Source organism: Erwinia piriflorinigrans CFBP 5888 (genome assembly GCF_001050515.1).
Lineage (GTDB): Bacteria > Pseudomonadota > Gammaproteobacteria > Enterobacterales > Enterobacteriaceae > Erwinia > Erwinia piriflorinigrans.
This window is the reverse complement of record NZ_CAHS01000001.1, coordinates 1-21,083: the sequence shown is the minus strand read 5'-3', so window position 1 is coordinate 21,083 and position 21,083 is coordinate 1. Positions and strand designations below refer to the sequence as shown.

Here is a 21,083-nt window from a genome sequence, read left to right as displayed (position 1 = left end):
CCTTAATAATTTTTATAATTATTATTATTATCTTAATGGATGGAGATATGATTGAAATAACGAGAGAAAAATCTAACGTTACGCCTTGTTCCGACCTTCCCAAAAAAAGCGCCAGTTCAAAAAAATCCCGCAATGATGAGAAAAAACCCCTTACTGAACGACTTTGCTCGGTCAAAAAAAACAATGAGCCGCTGCCAACTCAAAGTGGCAGCGGCTCTGGTCTAAATTCTGGTTATGTCTTACTCAACGCGTTGAAAAAAGGGTGGCAATGGAACGGTAGCGAGGCTGGCGCAGAGGATAGTGAACTGGCAGAAGTGACTTCCGAAGGTAAAAGACTTTATGAGCAAGCAGCATCCATGCGCGATGTTCAGATAAGAGAAAACGAGCGGCAGTCACCACCGCTTTCACTTAAGAGCAGGACAGGGCTGGCAATGAGTGCAGCGGTGATTTTAGGTGGTGCAGGGCTATGCTGGCGGCAGTTTAGCCAGTATGGCCGACCAGTCACTCGCCCTGTAAACAGGCACAGTGTAGACCCGACTTCCACGACGGTAGTCAGTAAGACGGAGCCGACAACTTCATTCGAAAGTCACTATAACTCTATGCCATACAGTGGGAAAACCTTCGCCCACAAGCGAAACAGGCGTCACCTACCTACGCGAAAACCATCCACTTCGACAGCACCTGAATCAGGTGTGATAAAAAAAAAGCTATTCGATTTTTCATGTGCGAAAGAACGTGATGATCTGAGCTTTGCAAATGTGTTACGAAATATAGCTGATAGCCTGAATGGCCCAATGGGAAAAATCGGAGAGGAATGGCAGATAATCTACAATTATAATATCTTGAAAAAAGGGTGCCCGAAAGCATCGGATAAAGAGTATCTTCTCAATACTCTGCATTATATTGATCTCGTGACCAACAAAATTGTCGCCCTCTTCCCCAACTTTTCACCCTTAATTATTTTACAAAACCTGATCCCTCCAGTATTAAAATCCATTGCAGATAATGTTGATGGTAAACCAATAGATGCCAATTTGATCATTGAAATAAACAGTCAGCTACTGAGTTTGCCTTTATTATTCTCTTCATCTTTGGACCTCCACGGTAGAAACATGCTTACCAAAGAACGTGATGGCATAGGAAAAAACATTATTCCGGAAAAAATAGAATTAAAAAGAGGGGATGCCTATGTCAGTATTTATGGCGGACAGCATAAAATGATGCGGGATACAGATGGAGTATGTATTTATGATATGGATATCAAATCGCTGCAACTTAGTAAGAAACACATTAGTTACATACGCAACCATAAAAAATGGATAGTGACTAAAAGTACAAAAGTCATGCAGCCAGAAGTAGAAAATGGTGAAGCTGAACTGATAAAGAGCATAAAACTGATAACCTACGTCAGAAATGAAGCAAAGAAATCAGAAAAGAACGGTTCATCAATTGATTTTATCACTGAAATAATGGCTAAAGCAGGATTATTAAAAAGAGATGAACTAGATTTTATTAAGAATAAAATCACTCATTCCAGCTATGACTTTAGTTATATGAGGGATTTAGTTGAAATTTCTGAAGAAAGTCAACTATTGAAAGTCAAGGAGGGACAGTTGGTTATTTTTACAGACACGAAAGAAGGTTCAATAAACATTCAACACCTGATGCTTTCAACGGGGAATGGGCTATTTGCAGGTATTAATAATGACAGAATTTCTTCAGAATTCAACGCTGGGAATAATATCATCACAGCAGAACAATTGGGTAAGTTTTCAAACAAGAAACTAATAACCAGAGAGGGGAAGGAATTTAATTTACATGCTGGATTCCTAAAAAGATCCGAGATTAAATTCCATAATGACTACAAAGAGGCAGCATTGAACTTGCAAGGAAGGAATTATCAATCAGACAGTGCTTATGCAGTTGCTTCAGTTTTATCCATGACCGGGGATTTATCATCGGAATTTATTTCCATATTGGATGAATCAATAAAAAATAAAATCCCCCTAAGAAAATTTATTAATAGTAAAAAAGAGTGGTTAAGTCATGAACAATTAACTAAAAATGTTCCGGTCGGTGGAATTATCTTCCTGACTAACCGCCCAGAGGGAGGTTATGAAAAGGGAACCTTTGCTTTGCGAGTAAATGAGGATGAATTTTTTATCCCTAAACTTTATCACTCTAAGATAATTACTGGTGGTACCAGCACAATATATAAAACGAGTGCACTGAAGGAGTCTATTCAGGAGCTGGGATTGATGGCAAGTCAGGCTGAATTCAACGTGGCGGGCACCCGCACTCAAGCACTGCTGGGGAGATCTTCACGCTTCTATGCGGTAGATAATGTTTTATATCTCCGTGCACATGGGTTGCCGATGACGGTGAATTACATGTCTCCGGCGGAGATAGTCAGTATTATAAATGGTCTGGCCATTAATAAAAGTATTGATCTTAAGAGAATCAGTACCATAGTACTCGAGTCATGTTTCGGAGCCACTGGATTTCCCTCTACCGGAAAATCCATCTCATCACTCATGGGAAAAAAGGTAATAGCCTATCGGGGTAAATATCGCACTGGTAACGGCGCAGAGGAAACAAATAGAGTAATTTATACACCAACACCTTTAAACCACCTTGAAAAGATGATTGCTGATATAACAGAAAGAAACATAGACTTTATACGTAAGTTAAGAGGAGTTTACGCATATTTTGAACATACAGAGGTAGAACCCATACCACCGACCGCTTACAGGATTAAACGAAGCGATCTTTACTTCAATCTTTTGATAATGGACATGGGTAGATTGGTTTTTGGCAAGAAGGATAAAGATAATTTTATTGAAGATAATCCATATTACTTCAAGAATAGCAAAAAAAACCCGAAACACCTCTTTAACAATATACTAATATATAAACCTAAAAGCAGCCTTGAGTTTTTCGAACTCTGTATGCATATCATATTTACCAGTCCAGAAGCCAGCAGACATCTTGATATTTACTTGAGTAAAAAAAACACGATAAGAGATGATGAAGACTCATCACCTTTTATCCATACAACGATCCCAGTAGAAAAAGATAATATGGTTAGCTTTCTTAAGAAGAGCATTAGCGCTGACCTGGCCAGTCTTTCACAGGCGCTGGGGATATCCGAAATAAACAAATACCTCCGCGCTAAAAAATGGAGTGATTTCGGTTTTCCTGGCGATATTTATTGGGATGATAAGAAAAACAGGTTTTTTTCACTTAAATATGCTGGCGTCCCTTCAAACCATTGTTGGTACTATCCCGATGATGCTCTGGATGATGATAACTGGCTGGAGGCTGGTCGCAATCCGGGAACCCTTGAACAACCTAAATACTGGTCTGAATATGGAAAAAGCGGCTCAATATATTATGAGCAAGGTTATGGCTATTTAATGCTAAAAAAAGATGGCAGGCCTTCAGATCACGATTGGTATTTCCCTGAAATTGGTGAATATAGCAACTCCTGGGAATTCATCACCAAGAGAGCAGGCTCTTTCGAGACTCCCCTGATGTGGAGTGATAATGGCATATCCGGTAGCGTTTACTATTACGATGAAAATAAATCTTTTTATGTTTTAAAAAATACGGGAAATCCCTCAGATAATAAATGGCATTTCCCTTGTGCTGGTATGGTTAACAAAAACTGGATCTATGCCGGAAAAAACAAGGGCACCCTTGACTCGCCAAAAAAATGGAACGAATACGGTAAAGTTGGCTCGATATATTATGAGGCCGAGTTAGGCTATCTGTCACTTAAAACCGAAGGAAATCCATCAGATGATAATTGGTATTTCCCCGATAATGGCCAGTCAAACGTCCAATGGAGATATGTATCTGGTGAAGTAGGTTCCTTTAGCACCCCCAAATTACGAAATACTGAAGGTACGGCGGGAGAGGTTTATTACGCGGTCAAAGAAAAATCGTTTTATATTTTGCGAAAAGACGGAAAGCCAACAAGCCACGGCTGGTACTATCCAGCCCCAGGAGGGGACAACGAGAACTGGTTCTACGCCGGGCAAAATAGTGGTACGCAGAAATCACCAAAAAAATGGAACGAGTACGGTAAAGTAGGCTCGGTATATTATGATAAGGAATGTGGCTATGTAAGCCTTAAGTTCGACGGCAGACCATCTGACCATAGCTGGTTTTTCCCGAATAACGATGAGCCAAATGAATATTGGAACCTGGTAGCCTATGCAACCGGTTCCTTTGATTCTCCCAAAATTCAGAATGATACTGGGAAGCCGGGTGATGTTTATTTTTCAGTTGAACACGAAGCCTTTTATATTTTGAGAAAAAAAGCCAGGCCGTATGGGCAGCGCTGGATCTTCCCTCCTGTCGGCAAGGACAACGAGAACTGGTTATATGGCGGAAAGAATAGCGGAACCCTTAATGCACCTAAAATATGGAGCGAATATGGAAAAGTGGGTTCGGTATATTATCATAAAAATTATGGATATCTGATCCTCAAGACGGTAGGCAACCCTGCTGAAAACAAGTGGTATTTCCCGAAGAATGGTCATTCTGACGATCGCTGGAAATTCGTCTCCCTTAAAGCAGGCACTTTTAGCGCCCCCAAACGGCAACATGCAGAAGGCATAGCAGGTGAAGTCTACTATTCTGACGTAAATCAGGCTTTTTATATTCTGAAAAAATCGGGTAATCCATTTAACTGTAGCTGGAAATTTCCTTACGACGATGACGGTAACTGGATCTACGCCGGGGAAAACAGGGGGACCCCGGACGCGCCAAAACTCTGGAGCGAGTATGGAAAAATCGGCTCGGTATACTATGACGCTAAGTGTGGTTATCTGACGCTCAAAAATGAAGGCAGACCATCAGACAAAAACTGGCTCTATCCTGAAGCGGGTGAATCGAATGAGTACTGGAATTTTATATCCCGAGAGGTGGGTTCATTCATCGCCCCTAAAAAAGAAAATGCGACAGGTTTAGCGGGAGAGGTCTATTATTCTGATAACAACGAGCTGTTTTATATCCTCAAGACATCGGGCAATCCATTGATCAACGGGTGGTATTTTCCTTATGGTAAGGCAGATAACCAGAACTGGTTATACGCTGGTAAAAACGAAGGAACCATTGAATATCCTAAAGGCTGGGGTGAATATGGACGAATAGGATCGATATACTATATGTCTGATAATGGATACTTCATTCTGCAAACCGAAGGTCATCCGGCCGATAACAAATGGTACTTTCCAGAAAAAGGTAAATCCAACTATCACTGGAGATTTATTTGTAAGGACAAAGGTACATTTTTTGCGCCTAAACAAAAAAACGTGAGTGGTGTGGCAGGTGATGTCTATTACTCTGTTGAAAATAAGGATTATTATATCCTGAAAAATCCTGGTAGACCACCAATGAACGGATGGGTTTTTCCTTTTGATGATGACGAAAACTGGATTGTAGCAGGTAAAAATAAAGGAACCGCAGATTCACCTAAGGAATGGAATGAATATGGAAAAGTCGGGTCAGTTTACTATGACAATAACTACGGATTTTTGACGCTTAAAACGGAAGGCAGACCATCTGTTAATAAATGGGCTTTCCCGGACCCCGGCCAATCCAATCAATACTGGAACTTCGTCTCATTTATTGCGGGTTCCTTTACGGCCCCAAAGTATCATTCTGAAAAAGGTATGGCCGGTGATGTTTATTATTCTCACGATCAGAAATGTTTCTTTGTTTTTAAAAATGAGAACACACCATCAACTCATAACCATCCTTTCCCATTGGATGGGAAGAGCAATGAAAGCTGGATATTTGCTGGTAAAAACAATGGCACTTTGGAATCACCAAAAAGTTGGCATGAATATGGCAAGCCTGGCTTGATATACTACAAATTGGGCTTTGGGTACCTGATGCTAAAAACTGAGGGAAACCCTTCAGAAAACAGTTGGTATTTTCCTGTAAACGTGACTTCAGACGACCACTGGATATATATAAAAAGATAACTTCATCCCATTTATAATTATGTAGCGTATTGTTACTCTGAACGAACACCGATTATCAGACAAGCTATGACTCATAATAGTAAAAGCATAATTATTAACACTGCTATATCAACCCTATTATTTCTACCCACGTTAATAGCAAGATTATTCACTAAAAATATGCATAATGTGCCCCCTCTATGAGATGACATCATGATCCCATTAATAAGCGAAAACAGTGAAGAATCCCTTCCGTTGTCAGGGAATAAGATTAACCCTCTCTCCCCCCACGGTAATAGTGAAGCATCCTCTCTCAAGGCAAATTTGGCATCCTTCAAGGCCAGTAATGAGACGTTTTTAAATCAGTATGGCAGGCGTTACTTTAGCAACCCTTGTCACCGGCTACTGGACACACTAAAGAGATATTCGCCATGGGGTCCTTATGAAAACAGCAGAGAGAACGCTGAACGGGCAGACATTCTAGCAAAAGGTAAAGCGCTTTATCAGCAGGCAGAAGCCTTGCGCGATCTCCACAGGGCACAAAATCAGCATCAGACACTGCCACTATCGCTACAGGGGAAAACAGGCCTGGTGATGAGTGCTGCCGTCATCCTGAGCACTGCCGAACGCTATATCAGAGAGTTCAACCATTATGCCCGGCCAGACAGGCTGCCACCGCATCAATCCACAGCAATGCACAGCACCGCCGTGGCAGCATTTTTTTCCAACAAACATGCTTATCCGTATGATGAACAGCTTCAGGATCACGGAGTTAGCAAAAGGCATGTGACAGACCGGCCCCCGCATCAGGAGGCATTACCTGGAACAGAAGTAAGCAAAAAAAAGCTGTTTGACTTTGACTGTCAGAAAGAACGGGAAAATCTGAGCTTTTCAGATGTACTGCGCAACATAGCCGATACCCTGAATAGCCCGTTAAAAAAATCAGGGGAAGAGTGGCTGATCTTTTATGATTATAATTTACTTCGAAGAGGCTGCCCAAGAGCGGCGGATAAAATGTATCTTCTTAATATCATGCATTATATCGACAGCATCTCTAAAACCATTCTGCATGCTTTTTCAAGACTCGTTCCTCTAATGATATTACAAAACCTTGTCCCTCCCGTTTTGAGATCTATCGCAGACAGGCTGGACGGAAAAAAAATGGACTTTGATTTAATTTTAGAAATTAACCATGAGTTTCTGTCCGTCTCCCAAATGCTCTCGGCTTCCCTTGATCTCCATAGTATCAATCTCATGAGTGAGATTAGAGAAGGGCCGCTGGAAGGTTTTATCCCGGAAAAATTAAAAATTAAAGATGGGCACATCTCTATAGAAATAGATGGAGGGGAGTTTAAAATGCAGAGGGATCCGAGTGGAGTTTATATCTATGATATAGAGCAAAAGTCCCTGCAGTTAAAAAAGCAATATGTGAGTTATGCGCGCGAAAAAAAGAAATGGCAAAGTGATAGGGGGTCAATAAATATGAGTCCCGAAATTTCAAATGGTGACATATTTATGGAAGCAGGCCGAAGACTGCTATCCCATGTAAGGAACGAAGAAAATAACATGGATAAGTACGGCTCTTCATCCGAGTTTATTATTGCCGTCTTGGCTAAATCGGGCCTAATTTCAGGCGCAAAACTGCACTTATTCAGAGAAATTTCCAATCATTTATCTTTTCCTTTCAATGAAATGGAAAATGTGGCTAGCATTACAAGTAGAAAAAATTTACTACAAACGAAAACAGGACAGATCGTCATTTTCACGGAGCATAAAGACAGTGCTGCACCCGTTAAACATATCATGTTATCAATGGGAAATGGCTTATTTAGCGGAATACATAATGATATATTATCTTCAGAGTTTTCTCATTACAGAAACACCCTTACAGCCGAACAGCTGGGAAGATTCGAAAATAATTTACTTATCAGCAGTGAGGGGAAAAAATTCAAGGTATCCGTCGGGTTCGTTAAGGATACTCAGTTACCCTATTATAAAAGCTATAAAGATGCCGCATTAAATATGGAAAGAGAGGCTTACCGATCGGGTAGCGCACATGCCATAGGCGTTGTTTTATCGAGAAATGGGGATATATCACCAGAACTGGTATCGGCTATGCATGCAGAAGCACTCAACAAAGCTCCCATACGTAGATATATCAAAAGCAGTGAGAAATGGTTGACCAGCGAGAACTTCAGCGAAAACACGCCAGACGGAGGCATGATTTTCCTAACTCAAAAACCGGGTGAAGATTATGAACATGGAATTTTTGCCTTACGCCTTAATAAAGATGAATTTTTCCTACCAGAACTTTTAGAACCTGCATTAAAAACAGGAGGATTCAGCACAATATATAACATAAAAGAATTAAAAAAAAATATTGCAGAGCGATCTTTTTCGGTAAAATCAGTTGAGTTTAACTTAGAAAACACCAGAATTCAGTCTCTGCTAGGAAAAGATGCAAGAGTTTATCCCAATGGGAATATTTTGCATGTGCGGGCGCATGGGCTACCGATGACGATTAATTATCTATCTCCATTAGAGATTTCCAATGTTATTAAAGGTATCGCTATTGCTAAAGACCTTGATCTCAACAAATACTCCGTCATCGAGCTTGAGTCATGCTTCGGAGCAACTGGATTCCCATCAACCGGAAAATCCCTTTCTGCCATCATGAATAAAAAGGTGGTCGCCTGGCGGGGCTCATATCGTGCTGGTTTAGAAGCGGATGGTGAAGCCAAAGTTGTATATTACCCTACGCCTTTAAGCAAAATTGAGACTATTTCAGCAGATATTGTTGAAAGAAACATAAATTTAATACGTAAAATAAGAGCGGTTTACTCATATCTACAGAATATTATTAAAGAACCGACTCCTTCTACATCACAAAGGGTCAAAAGAAATAGTAGATTTTTCAATCTATTTTTAATTGACCTGGGAAGGTTAGTTTTAGGTAAGAAAGATATTGCTGATTTCATCAAAGGAAACAAAATCTTTTATGGCCATCATATAACCGACAGTCTATTTATTCGTAATAATATATTAAAATATATCCCGAACAACAGTATGTCATTTGTCGAGCTTTGCATGGAGGTAATCTATTTCAGTCAGGAAGCAACGGCTTACCTCGATACTTTTTTGAGCACCCCACGGGATGATGAATATTATACTTCCGCTTTAATTACTCCAACCATTGAAGAGAAAAGTGATGATGTCAGATTTAACCAAAACATCAACACCACAGCGTTATACTACCTTGCATTTAACATGGGAATATCCAACGAGAACATCTATCTTTCACCAAAAAAATGGAACGAGTTTGGTTTCCCCGGCGACATCTATATCAATAAAAAAGAGAATAAGTTCTTTGAATTGAAAAAAGAGGGGCTCCCCTCAAGCCATTTCTGGAATTTTCCGGGGGGAGCCAGAAGTGATGAAAACTGGCTGTACGCCGGTCATCATCCCGGTACGCTGGAACAGCCCAAAAACTGGTATGAGTATGGTAAATCGGGCTCACTATATTATGACGATGAACACGGCTATTTTATCCTTAAAATGGATGGCAGACCTTCAGATCATCTATGGTATTTCCCGCATAATGGTCAGTCCGACGAGCATTGGAAATTCATCACTTTGCAAGCTGCCACATTCAGAACCCCCAGGGCATGGTATGATCATGGCGTTGTTGGCGACGTCTATATGTCTGCCGAAAACGACTCTTTCTATATATTGAAAAAAACGGGAAGCCCTCCTGAACATGGCTGGCACTTCCCTGCCGGCCAACAGGACGATGCAGACTGGATCTACGCCGGAAAAAATCAGGGAACTTTGGACTCTCCGAAACAATGGCATGAGTATGGCAAGACTGGATCGGTGTATTACCAGGCTGGATGGGGGTATATGCGTCTTAAAGCTGACGGCAGACCCTCTGACAATAGCTGGTTTTTCCCGAATGGCGGTGAGTCCAATGCACTCTGGAGTTTTCTGTGCTATGAGGTGGGTTCATTTATATCACCTAAACTGCCGAGTGTAGAAGGTACGGCCGGAGAAGTTTATTACTCTGCTGAACGGCAGTCATACTATATTCTACGAAAAGATGGTAAGCCCAGCAGGCAAGGTTGGAGTTTCCCTGCCGGCAAGTCCGATGATAGAAACTGGATCAATGCGGGGGAAAAATTGGGAACTCTGCCGTCTCCAAAGAGCTTGAATGAGTACGGAAAAGTGGGGTCGGTATACCACCAGCCAGGATATGGCTATTTCAGCCTCAAAACCGCAGGCCGCCCATCAGACAAAAAGTGGAAGTTCCCTCATCTCGGTCAGTCCAATAAGCGCTGGAAGTTCCTCGTCTGGGAACAGGGCTCCTTCAACGCGCCTAAACCACTGAATACGCGAGGCAAGGCCGGAGAAGTCTATTTTTCTGTCGACAACCAGTCATTTTATATTCTGAGAGCAACCGGTAATCCGTCACTGAAAGGCTGGATTTTTCCCTCCACTGAACAGGATGACGAAAACTGGATCTACGCCGGGAAACATAAAGGAACCCTGGACTCACCTAAAACCTGGGACGAGTATGGGAAAAAGGGCTCGCTTTACTACCAGCCAGGATATGGCTACCTGATCCTCAAAACCGAAGGCCGCCCGTCGCAAAACAGATGGAAATACCCTTATGGCGGGGATTCAAACAAATACTGGAAATTCATCTCCCCGGATCAGGGCACCTTCGAGACACCCAAGACAGCCAACACCCCGGGTAAGGCTGGAGAAGTCTACTTTTCTGATGAAAACGCGTTGTTTTATATCTTAAGAAATGAGATGGCACAGTTGGTTCACGGCTGGCATTTTCCACCCGGTAAGGCAGATAACAGCAACTGGTTCTACGCCGGGAAAAACAGGGGAACCCTTAACTCACCTAAAACATGGGAGGAATACGGTAAGGTTGGCTCAGTATATTATCAGGCTGATAATGGCTATCTGACCCTTAAAACTGAAGGCAAACCATCAGAGCACAACTGGTCTTTCCCACCTGATGGTGACTCCAGCAAGCACTGGGACTTTATCTCTGATGAAGCAGGGTCCTTCAACGCCCCCAAACGATGGGATGCCAAAGGCATAGCTGGAGAAGTCTTTTATTCCGATGCCAACCGGTCATATTATATTTTGAAAAAAACAGGCAGACCATCAGGCAACGGCTGGCAATTCCCACCAGGTATCGAGGACAACCTCAACTGGATCTATGCCGGGGAAAACAGGGGAACCGTAGACTCACCTAAAGAATGGAGCGAATATGGCAAACCGGGTTCGCTCTACTACGAAGCTGAATATGGCTATCTGACCCTTAAAAAAGAGGGCCGCCCGTCAGAAAAACGCTGGTCTTTCCCGAGTGAGGGAGTCTCCAACGAACACTGGAATTTCATCTCTTATGCGGTTGGCTCCTTCAGCGCCCCCAAGCACCAGCATGACAAAGGCACGCTGGGAGAAGTTTACTATGACGATAATAACCAGTCGTTTTATATTCTGAAAAAAGAGGGAACGCCTTCAACCAACAGCTGGCATTTCCCGCCTGCCAGAACGGATAACGCCAACTGGATCTACACCGGGAAAAACCCGGGAAACCTGATCTCGCCTAAAACCTGGAGTGAGTATGGTAAAGCGGGAGCGGTATACTATGACTTTAACTATGGCTATCTGACCCTCAAAACAGAAGGCCGCCCGTCAGACCACAAATGGAACTACCCTGACGGTAAGTCCGACGACCACTGGAACTTTGTTTCCTGGGAAGCAAGTACCTTCACTGCGCCCAAACAGCCGACTGAGCAGGGTATCGCTGGGGAAATCTACTATTCGGACGAAAACCACTCGTTTTATATCCTGAGAAAAACCGGCACGCCATCGCAGCATGGCTGGAATTTCCCCGCAAATAATGATGATAACGCCAACTGGATTTACGCGGGAAAAAACAAAGGGACTCTGCACTCGCCCAAACTCTGGGAGGAGTATGGAAAAGTGGGATCGGTATACTTTGAGAGAAAATTTGGCTTTTTGACCCTGAAAACTGAAGGCAGGCCACCCGACCATAACTGGACTTTACCGGAACGCGGAAAATCAGATGACCACTGGAAATTTATCAGTTGGAATGCGGGGTCCTTTACATCCCCTAAACGACCGAATGAGGCAGGGGTAGCAGGAGAAGTCTATTATTGCTCCGATAACTTCCGGTTTTATATCTTACGAAAAGAGGGCACGCCCTCCGTCAATGGCTGGGATTTTCCGTATGGCGAGAAGGATAACTGGTACTGGCTTTATGGTGGAAACCACAAGGGAACCTTCGCCTTCCCGAAATCATGGGGAGAGTATGGAAAAGTGGGTTCGGTCTACTATAAAGCCGGGTATGGATACCATATTCTGCAAGTTGAAGGCGATACGTCAGCCAATCACTGGTATTTCCCGCCGCATGGAGAGTCAAATGCCTACTGGAAAGCGGCTGAGCGATGGTGAACCAAACCCAGCATGACGCAGAGTAAGTGTCGCCACGCCAACCAGGAAAACCCGGGCTGGCGTGTCATTTCCTGCCGGTTAAATTTCTATCTGAGTCCCCAGTTCGATCACCCGATTCGGCGGGATTTCAAACTGATCGGGCGCGCGCAGGGCATTCTTTTGCAACGTCAGGAACAGTTTGCCGCGCAGACGCAGATACCAGGGGCGTTTGCCGAGGATCAGCGATTCATGTGACATAAAGAACGACGTTTCCATCATGCGGCAATTCAGACCTTCCAGACCACAGCGGTGGAAAATTTCTTCCACATTGGGCGTTTCGCGCCAACCGTAGCTGGCCACTACGCGCCAGAAGGTGGGCGAAAGCTGCTCAATGCTTACCCGCTTAACATTGTGCACGTAAGGGGCATCCTCCGTGCGTAACGTCAGTAGTACCACGCGCTCGTGCAGCACCTTGTTATGCTTCAGGTTGTGCAACATGGCGAACGGGATAACGTTAAGGGCGCGCGACATATAAACGGCGGTGCCCGGCACGCGTACCGGCGGCGATTTTTCCAGAGAAGTAATCATCGCCTCCAGCGAGTTTCCGTGCTCATGCAACCGGCGCAGCAGGCGGAAACGCTCGCTTTTCCAAGTAGTCATCACGATAAACATCACGATGGCCAGCGATAGCGGTAGCCAGCCGCCGGAGAGCAGCTTCACCGCGTTGGCCGAAAACAGCGTGATATCAATGCACAACATACCCACCAGTAACACCATCACCAAATAGCGATTCCAGTGCCAGTTCTGAATCGCCACCGTGCTGCACAGAATGGCCGTCAACACCATAGTGCCGGTCACGGCAATGCCATAAGCGGCTGCCAGATTGCTGGAGTGTTCAAAGCCAAGGATCACCAACACCACCGCCATAAATAGCAGCCAGTTAATCACCGGGATATAGATTTGGCCCGACTCCTGCTCCGAGGTGTAAATGATACGCATCGGCGGCAGATAACCGAGGCGAACCGCCTGGCGGGTCAAAGAGAAGACGCCAGAAATCACCGCCTGCGAGGCAATCACCGTGGCCAGCGCCGCCAGAATCAGCATCGGGATCAGCGCCCATTCCGGGGCTAACAGGAAAAAGGGGTTTTTTATCGCTTCCGGGTGCTTCAACAGCAGCGCACCCTGACCGAAATAGTTCAGCACCAGCGAAGGCAGTACCACGGCAAACCATGCCAGACGGATGGGGAACTTGCCGAAGTGGCCCATATCAGCATACAGCGCCTCAACGCCGGTAATCGCCAGCACCACTGCGCCCAGCGCAAAGAAAGAGACGGATTTATATTCAATAAAGAAGTGCACCGCCCAGTAGGGATTCAGGGCTTGTAACACCTGAGGATTATCAGCAATCCCGCGAGCGCCAAGTACGGCCAGCACGATGAACCATAGCAGCATCACCGGGGCAAACAGTTTGCCAACGATACCCGTGCCGTGTTTCTGGATAACAAATAGCAGGGTTAATACGGCAATAGCCATTGGTACAATATAACGATCGAGCGAAGGCGCAACGACTTCCAGCCCTTCCATTGCCGAAAGCACCGATACCGCCGGGGTAATCACCACTTCGCCGTAAAAGAAGCTGCCGCCGATCAGGCCCATGATCACCAGTACCGCCGTCGAGCGCGATCCGGTATAACGGCCTGCCAGCGACATCAGCGTCAGGATCCCCCCTTCTCCGGCATTATCGGCACGCATCACGTAACTGATGTACTTTAACGATACGGTCATAATCAGCAGCCAGAAAATCAGCGATAAAAAGCCGAAGACGGCATCGTGCTCCACGCCGAAGCCAAACTGCCCGGAAAGACACTCGCGCAGGGTGTACAGGGGACTGGTGCCAATATCACCATATACCACGCCGATGGCGGCCAGTGTGACAGCGCCCAGGGATTGCTTCTTCTCAGAACTCATAGATTTGTCTTTTGTTGCGGTGTACTCACGCAGGATTGCGCACGGTTCAACTGCCCGTCAAAACGGGCACAGTATGCACGATTCATCATGAATGCCTATCCCTTATTGCCGATAAAATGACATCATTCGTGGCCCGGTCACCCTTTGATAATAAAAAAGCTGACTACTATCAACTCTTTCAAGCATCATAGCCAGTAGTGCTTGCGCTCGCCAGCCAACGATGCTGGCCTGACCGTAGAAAAGGATGAATGGTAGATTATGGCTCACTCTCAATTACTGGCAGAACGCATCTCCCGCCTCAGCAATGCTTTGGAAAAAGGACTTTATGAACGCCATCATGCGATCCGGCTTTGCCTGCTGGCCGCGCTGTGCGGCGAAAGTGTGTTTTTACTTGGCCCCCCGGGCATCGCTAAAAGCCTGATCGCTCGACGCTTGAAGTTCGCTTTCCAACATGCGCGCGCCTTTGAATATCTGATGACGCGCTTTTCCACCCCGGAAGAGGTATTTGGCCCCCTTTCCATTCAGGCACTGAAAGACGAAGGTCGCTACCAGCGCCTGACGAAAGGCTATCTCCCCGATGCGGAAATCGTTTTCCTCGATGAAATCTGGAAGGCTGGCCCTGCCATCCTGAACACGCTTTTGACCGCAATTAACGAGCGCCGTTTCCGTAATGGTGACAGCGAAGAGAAAATTCCCATGCGCCTGCTGGTCACCGCCTCCAACGAACTGCCAGAGGCGGACAGTGGATTAGAAGCCCTGTATGACCGCATGTTAATCCGGCTGTGGCTGGATAACGTGCATGAAAAACAGAACTTCCGCAGTTTGCTCACCCACCAGCAGGATGAAAATCAAAACCCGGTGGCGGACTCGCTGTGCATTAGCGACGAAGAGTATATGCAGTGGCAACAGGGCATCAGTCAAGTCAGCCTGCCCGATGATGTGTTTGAGCTTATCTTCATGCTGCGCGAGCAGTTAGAAGGCCAGCCGGAAGCCCCCTATATTTCCGACCGCCGCTGGAAAAAGGCCATTCATCTGTTACAGGCAAGCGCCTTCTACAGCGGCCGCAACGCCATTGCGCCCATTGACCTGATCCTACTCAAAGACTGCCTGTGGCATGACGTGAGTTCAATGAAACTGCTTGATCGTGAACTGGATAACCTGATCACCCAGCATGCCTGGCAGCAGCAGCCCATGCTATTCAAACTGCAACAAATCAATACGCGCCGCCTGGCATTGCAGCAGCAGCAAAGCGTGGAGCAGGCCATTCGCTTGGCTAAACACGGCGGCATGTTTAGCCGTAAGCCACATTACGATTTGCCCACCACGCTCGCCGCCGAGACACTCACGCTGATGTTGCAAAAGCCGCTGACGCTACACGACATACAGGTCACGCATATCACTCTGACCCGCGAGGCGCTGGACAACTGGCTGCAAAAAGGCGGCGAGGTGCGCGGCAAACTGAACGGCATTGGTTTTGCGCAAACCCTTGACCTGCATGTGGACGATAATGACTGCCTTACGCTACGAGATATCAGCCTGCTCTCTTCGCGCCTGATGCTACCCGGCAAGCCACAGCAGGGGCTGCCTGAAGAGATCTCAGAAGCGCTGGATGAACTGGATACCCAGCTACGGGCGCAGCGCACCCTGTTCAACCAGAACCATCGCTGCCTGTTTATCAGCGATGACTGGCTGGCAAAAGTAGAGGAAAGCCTACAGCAGGTCGCTGAACAGCTGAAGCAGGCGCGCCAGTGATCTCGCTTGATACGCTAAGCCTTTTTCTGTCGATAAACGAGAACGACCTGGTGGAAGAGCTGGTGATGACGCTGCTGGCCTCACCACAGCTGGCCATCTTCTTTGAGAAATTCCCTGCGCTCAAAAGCGCTCTGACGCGCGACCTGCCCCGGCGCAAGGCTGAAATCCTGCAACAGCTAAAATCCTCCGCCATTCCACCACTGCTGGAAGCGGAGTTCCAGCGTTTTCAGCAGTGTCAGACGCTGGGCCTGCACGATTTCAACGCCGGATTGCCTGACCTGCTGGCATGGCTTACTCAGCAAGCGTCGCCGTTTAACGAGAAGGCACAGGCGCTGATCGCCAATAACGATAACCGGCAGCTCAATAGCGCGCAGCAAACGCTATTTTTACAGCGCTGGCGTCTGAGCCTGACGTTGCAGACCCTGACGCTTAACCAACGGCTGCTCGACCAGGAACGGGAAAAGCTGCTGGCAGAACTGCAACAGCGGCTGGCGATGAGCGGCCAGCTGGCCCCGGTGCTGGCAAATGACGACGAAGCGGCGGCGGGTAGGCTGTGGGATCTGACTCGCGGCGAGTTACAGCATGGCGATTATCAGCCGATCGTGCAGTATGGCGATTTCCTTGCCAGCCAGCCGGAACTGTTAAAACTGGCGCAACAGCTGGGGCGCAGCCGTGAAGCTCAGGCAGTACCGTCAGACGATACGCCAGCGGAAAGTTGTCACCAGTCGGTGCGTGAGCCGGCAAACGTGCCGGAAGAGGTCAATGGCCTGCACCAGAGCGATGACATCCTGCGCCTGCTGCCGCCGGAGCTGGCAACACTCGGTATCAGCGAGCTGGAGATCGAGTTCTATCGTCGGCTGGTGGAGAAACGGCTGCTGACCTATCGCCTACAGGGGGAAAGCTGGCATGACCACATCACGCAGCGCCCCGTCGTCCACCAGCATCACGACCCGCAACAGCGCGGCCCGTTTATCGTCTGTGTCGATACTTCCGGCTCAATGGGCGGGTTTAACGAACGCTGTGCCAAAGCCTTTTGCCTCGCCCTGCTGAAGGTCGCACTGTCAGACCAACGCCGCTGCTACATTATGCTGTTTGCCCATCAGGTGATTAGCTATGAACTGACTGCTGGCGATGGCATCAGCCAGGCAATTCGTTTTCTCAGCCAGCGTTTTCGTGGCGGCACCGATCTCGCCGCCTGCCTTGAGGCGGTTTTAGTTAAGCTGTCCGATGCGCAATGGCATGATGCCGACGCGGTCGTCCTTTCGGACTTTATCGCCCAGCGTCTGCCGGATGCCTTGATAAAACGCGTGCGGATTCATCAGGAACAGCAGCAGCAGCGCTTCCACGCCGTTGCCATGTCCGATCATGGAAAGCCCGCCATTATGCGCATTTTTAACCATATCTGGCGCTTCGATACCGGGCTGAAAAGCCGACTGCTACGCCGCTGGAAGCGTTGACCCATGCCCTATGTCACCGTGCTGCAAACCTTATTTGCTATAGTGATATAAACGCTTTAGCCAATGGCAAGATGGGAGCACCACGTGACAGCGCAACAACACCAGACAGGACTACCCGCACCAACCCGCATGCCGACGCTTAGCGGTAGCGATCCACAACAGAAACGACTGCAAATACTGAGCTACTTCCGCCAGACCTGGGAACTGTATGAAAGCCTGTTTGACTGCCTTGCCGATGAGCGCGCCTGGTACAACAAGGCGATCTCACTTCGTCATCCGCTGATCTTCTATTACGGTCATACCGCCACCTTCTATATCAATAAGTTGATGGCGGGTGGGCTTATCAATGCGCGCATTGATGAAAGGATCGAAGCGACGATGGCGATCGGCGTTGACGAAATGAGCTGGGACGATCTGGATAACAGCCACTATGACTGGCCGTCGCTGGCAGAACTGCGCGACTATCGCGGAAAGGTTCGCCACCTCATTGAACAGTTTATTCAGCAGATGCCGCTAACGCTGCCGATCGACTGGGATAGCCCGGCGTGGGTCATCCTGATGGGGATCGAGCACGAACGCATTCATCTGGAGACCTCAAGCGTGCTGATCCGCCAGCTGCCGCTGGCGTGGGTCAAAGCCCAGCCGCACTGGCCTGCCTGTCCCGACGCGCGCCACGATCGTATGACGGTGCCGCACAACAGCCTGGTGCCCGTGGCCGCTGGCCGCGTGACGCAGGGTAAAACGGATGATACCTACGGCTGGGATAATGAGTACGGCAACCAGACAACCGAAGTGAAGCCATTTCAGGCCAGCCGCATGCTGGTCAGCAACGGCGAGTTTTTTGATTTTGTTGCCGCAGGTGGCTATCAGACACAGCGCTGGTGGGATGATGAAGGCTGGGGCTGGTGTCAATTCTCCGAAGCGGATATGCCAACCTTCTGGGTCGGTTCACCACAGCAACCGGAAGCATTAAGGCTGCGCCTGCTGGCAGAAGAAGTCGCGATGGCATGGGACTGGCCAGCCGAAGTCAATCAGCTGGAGGCCGCCGCATTCTGCCGCTGGAAAGCAGAAAAGAGCGGCCTGTCAGTGCAGCTTCCGGCAGAAAGCGAATGGATGAGCCTGCGCGAGCAGGTTGAGGGCGATCAGCCCGACTGGAATGAAGCACCGGGCAATATCAACCTGGCCTACTGGGCTTCCTCCTGCCCGATAGATCGCTTTGCTCAGGGGGATTTTTACGATCTGGTTGGCAATGTCTGGCAGTGGACCGGCACGCCGATCGGCGGTTTTCCGGGCTTCCGCGTCCATCCTTTATACGATGATTTCTCCGCGCCAACCTTTGATGGCAAACATACGCTAATTAAAGGGGGCAGCTGGATATCGACAGGCAATGAAGCCTTGAAATCCGCTCGCTATGCCTTCCGACGCCATTTCTTCCAGCATGCGGGATTCCGCTATGTGGTTTCGCAGCATCAGGATAGCCTGCAATCCAATCCGTATGAAACGGATAGCATGGTGTCACAATATCTCGACTTCCAGTATGGCCCTGAATACTTTGCCGTGGAAAATTACGCGAAAGCGCTGGCAAAGATCGCGTGCGGTATCAGTCAGCAACATCAGCGCGCGTTGGATATCGGCTGTGCTACCGGACGTGCCAGCTTTGAACTGGCGCGCCATTTTGAACAAGTGGTCGGCATGGACTATTCGGCGCGCTTTATCGACGTGGCCCTGCAATTGACCAGCGGCGAAGATTTCCGCTATGTCACCCAGGAAGAAGGCGAGCTGGTCGAATACCGCCAGGTGCATTTGCAGGACTTCGATCTCGGGCCGGAGCAGGCCAGCCGCATCCGCTTTGTACAGGGGGATGCCTGCAACCTGAAGCCCCAGCAGGAAACCTGGGATCTGGTACTGGCCGCTAACCTGATTGACCGTCTGCGACAGCCGAAACGCTTCCTTGCGGATATCACACCAATGATCCGTTCAGGGGGCGTACTGATGCTCTCTTCCCCCTATACCTGGCTCGAAGAGTTCACGCCGAAAGAGAACTGGCTGGGCGGTATTCGTGAAAACGGCGAAGCGCTTTCCACTTACCAGGCACTGCAACGCCTGCTGGCCGCCGACTTTGAGGAGATAGCCCCCCCTCAGGATGTGCCGTTTGTCATTCGCGAAACGGCACGTAAATACCAACATAGCGTTGCGCAGTTAACCCTGTGGCGTAAACGTTAATCTGCGGCGGGCATCCCCGGATGCCCGCTGTCATTTCCGCAAGCAGATTGCCATTCCTTTCACAATCCCGCACATTAATCGCACCTCAACTGAATATCCGATAATAGCGGAGCCACTATGGCAGAAAACATGCAGCCAGATAACCTCGATCGCGGCATCCTTATTGCCCTGATGGATAATGCCCGTACCGCCTATGCCGAGCTGGCTAAGCAGTTTAACGTCAGCCCTGGCACCATCCACGTTCGCGTAGAAAAAATGAAGCAGGCAGGCATCATCAAGGGCACACGGGTCGAGATCGACCCCAAACAGCTCGGCTACGATGTCTGCTGCTTTATCGGCATCATTTTGAAAAGCGCCAAAGACTACCCCTCCGCGCTGGCTCGTCTGGAAGCGTTGAATGAAGTCGTGGAAGCGTATTACACCACCGGCCATTACAGCATCTTTATTAAAGTGATGTGCCGATCGATCGATGCCCTGCAACAGGTCCTGATCAACAAGATCCAGACCATCGATGAAATCCAGTCAACCGAAACCCTCATTTCGTTGCAAAACCCGATTATGCGCACCATTATTCCGTGATCGGTGCATAACATTATCCACACCCTGACCGCAGCGTGGCAACACGGGCAGGTATTTCGTCATCCGTTGGCTGCTGAGCAGACAGCGAATAGGCGTCTGGATAAACAGGGCCAGCTGGGCAGAGGAAAATAAGAAATATCCCTACTTACCCACAGGTAGATCCCAATCTGATCACAGCGTACAATGCCCGCCATTATCACACTGGGATCAGATTATGGCCGACATTACTTTAATCAGTGGCAGTACGCTAGGCAGCTCGGAATATGTGGCCGATCATCTGGATGAGAAGCTTTCTGAAGCCGGTCACTCCACTACCACATTTCATGGGCCAGAACTGGAAGAGCTCAAGCTGGAAGGGGTCTGGATTATCGTGACCTCTACCCACGGAGCCGGTGAGCTGCCTGATAACATCCAGCCGCTGTTTGAGGCAATTAAGGAACAGCAGCCGGACCTCAGTCAGTTACGTTACGGCGCTGTCGGTCTGGGTAACCACGAATACGATCTTTTCTGCGGCGCGATCCGCCAGTTTGACGAGCTGCTGACCTCCCTGGGCGCACACCGTATTGGCGATCGGCTGGAAATTGACGTGCTCGAGCATGAAATCCCGGAGGATCCGGCCGGAGAGTGGATCGAACATTGGGAAAAGCTGATCTGA

The 21,083-nt window shown here is 47.8% G+C and carries 8 protein-coding genes; 7 read left to right on the top strand and 1 reads right to left on the bottom strand.

What is annotated here, in order from left to right; all coding sequences use genetic code 11:
- The first annotated feature begins 47 nt into the window (after positions 1-47).
- Positions 48-5,996, top strand: a complete 5,949-nt coding sequence (locus EPIR_RS00040) for a hypothetical protein (protein ID WP_048696549.1) — start codon at positions 48-50, stop codon at positions 5,994-5,996.
- A 192-nt stretch (positions 5,997-6,188) separates the two neighbouring features.
- Positions 6,189-12,470: a hypothetical protein gene (locus EPIR_RS00035; RefSeq protein ID WP_023653239.1), complete on the top strand. Its 6,282-nt coding sequence runs from the start codon at positions 6,189-6,191 to the stop codon at positions 12,468-12,470.
- A 78-nt stretch (positions 12,471-12,548) separates the two neighbouring features.
- On the opposite strand, the gene kup is transcribed toward EPIR_RS00035, so the two are convergent.
- Complete coding sequence (kup, locus tag EPIR_RS00030) at positions 12,549-14,417, bottom strand: low affinity potassium transporter Kup (protein WP_023653238.1); 1,869 nt, start codon at positions 14,415-14,417, stop codon at positions 12,549-12,551.
- Positions 14,418-14,675: 258 nt separating this feature from the next.
- On the opposite strand from kup, the gene ravA reads away from it, so the two are divergent.
- The 5 genes from ravA to mioC all read left to right on the top strand — a co-directional run bounded on the left by ravA (position 14,676) and on the right by mioC (position 21,083).
- Positions 14,676-16,169, top strand: a complete 1,494-nt coding sequence (gene ravA, locus EPIR_RS00025) for an ATPase RavA (protein WP_023653237.1) — start codon at positions 14,676-14,678, stop codon at positions 16,167-16,169.
- Positions 16,166-17,626: an ATPase RavA stimulator ViaA gene (viaA, locus tag EPIR_RS00020; RefSeq protein ID WP_023653236.1), complete on the top strand. Its 1,461-nt coding sequence runs from the start codon at positions 16,166-16,168 to the stop codon at positions 17,624-17,626. Before ravA ends, viaA begins: the two co-directional genes overlap by 4 nt.
- 63 nt (positions 17,627-17,689) lie before the next feature.
- On the top strand, positions 17,690-19,849 hold the full coding sequence (gene ovoA, locus EPIR_RS00015) for a 5-histidylcysteine sulfoxide synthase (protein ID WP_048696546.1): 2,160 nt from the start codon (positions 17,690-17,692) through the stop codon (positions 19,847-19,849).
- Between the two features lie 117 nt (positions 19,850-19,966).
- Positions 19,967-20,428, top strand: a complete 462-nt coding sequence (gene asnC / locus EPIR_RS00010) for a transcriptional regulator AsnC (protein WP_023653234.1) — start codon at positions 19,967-19,969, stop codon at positions 20,426-20,428.
- A gap of 214 nt (positions 20,429-20,642) precedes the next feature.
- Positions 20,643-21,083 carry an FMN-binding protein MioC gene (gene mioC, locus EPIR_RS00005; protein WP_023653232.1) on the top strand — a complete coding sequence of 147 codons (441 nt, stop codon included), beginning with the start codon at positions 20,643-20,645 and terminating at the stop codon, positions 21,081-21,083.

What these genes read in the sequence shown, in the direction of transcription:
- EPIR_RS00040 (WP_048696549.1), top strand. Translation starts at nt 48, where the DNA reads ATGATTGAAATAACGAGAGAAAAATCTAACGTTACGCCTTGTTCCGAC.
- EPIR_RS00035 (WP_023653239.1), top strand. Translation starts at nt 6,189, where the DNA reads ATGATCCCATTAATAAGCGAAAACAGTGAAGAATCCCTTCCGTTGTCA.
- kup (WP_023653238.1), bottom strand. Translation starts at nt 14,417, where the DNA reads ATGAGTTCTGAGAAGAAGCAATCCCTGGGCGCTGTCACACTGGCCGCC.
- ravA (WP_023653237.1), top strand. Translation starts at nt 14,676, where the DNA reads ATGGCTCACTCTCAATTACTGGCAGAACGCATCTCCCGCCTCAGCAAT.
- ovoA (WP_048696546.1), top strand. Translation starts at nt 17,690, where the DNA reads ATGGCAAGATGGGAGCACCACGTGACAGCGCAACAACACCAGACAGGA.
- asnC (WP_023653234.1), top strand. Translation starts at nt 19,967, where the DNA reads ATGGCAGAAAACATGCAGCCAGATAACCTCGATCGCGGCATCCTTATT.
- mioC (WP_023653232.1), top strand. Translation starts at nt 20,643, where the DNA reads ATGGCCGACATTACTTTAATCAGTGGCAGTACGCTAGGCAGCTCGGAA.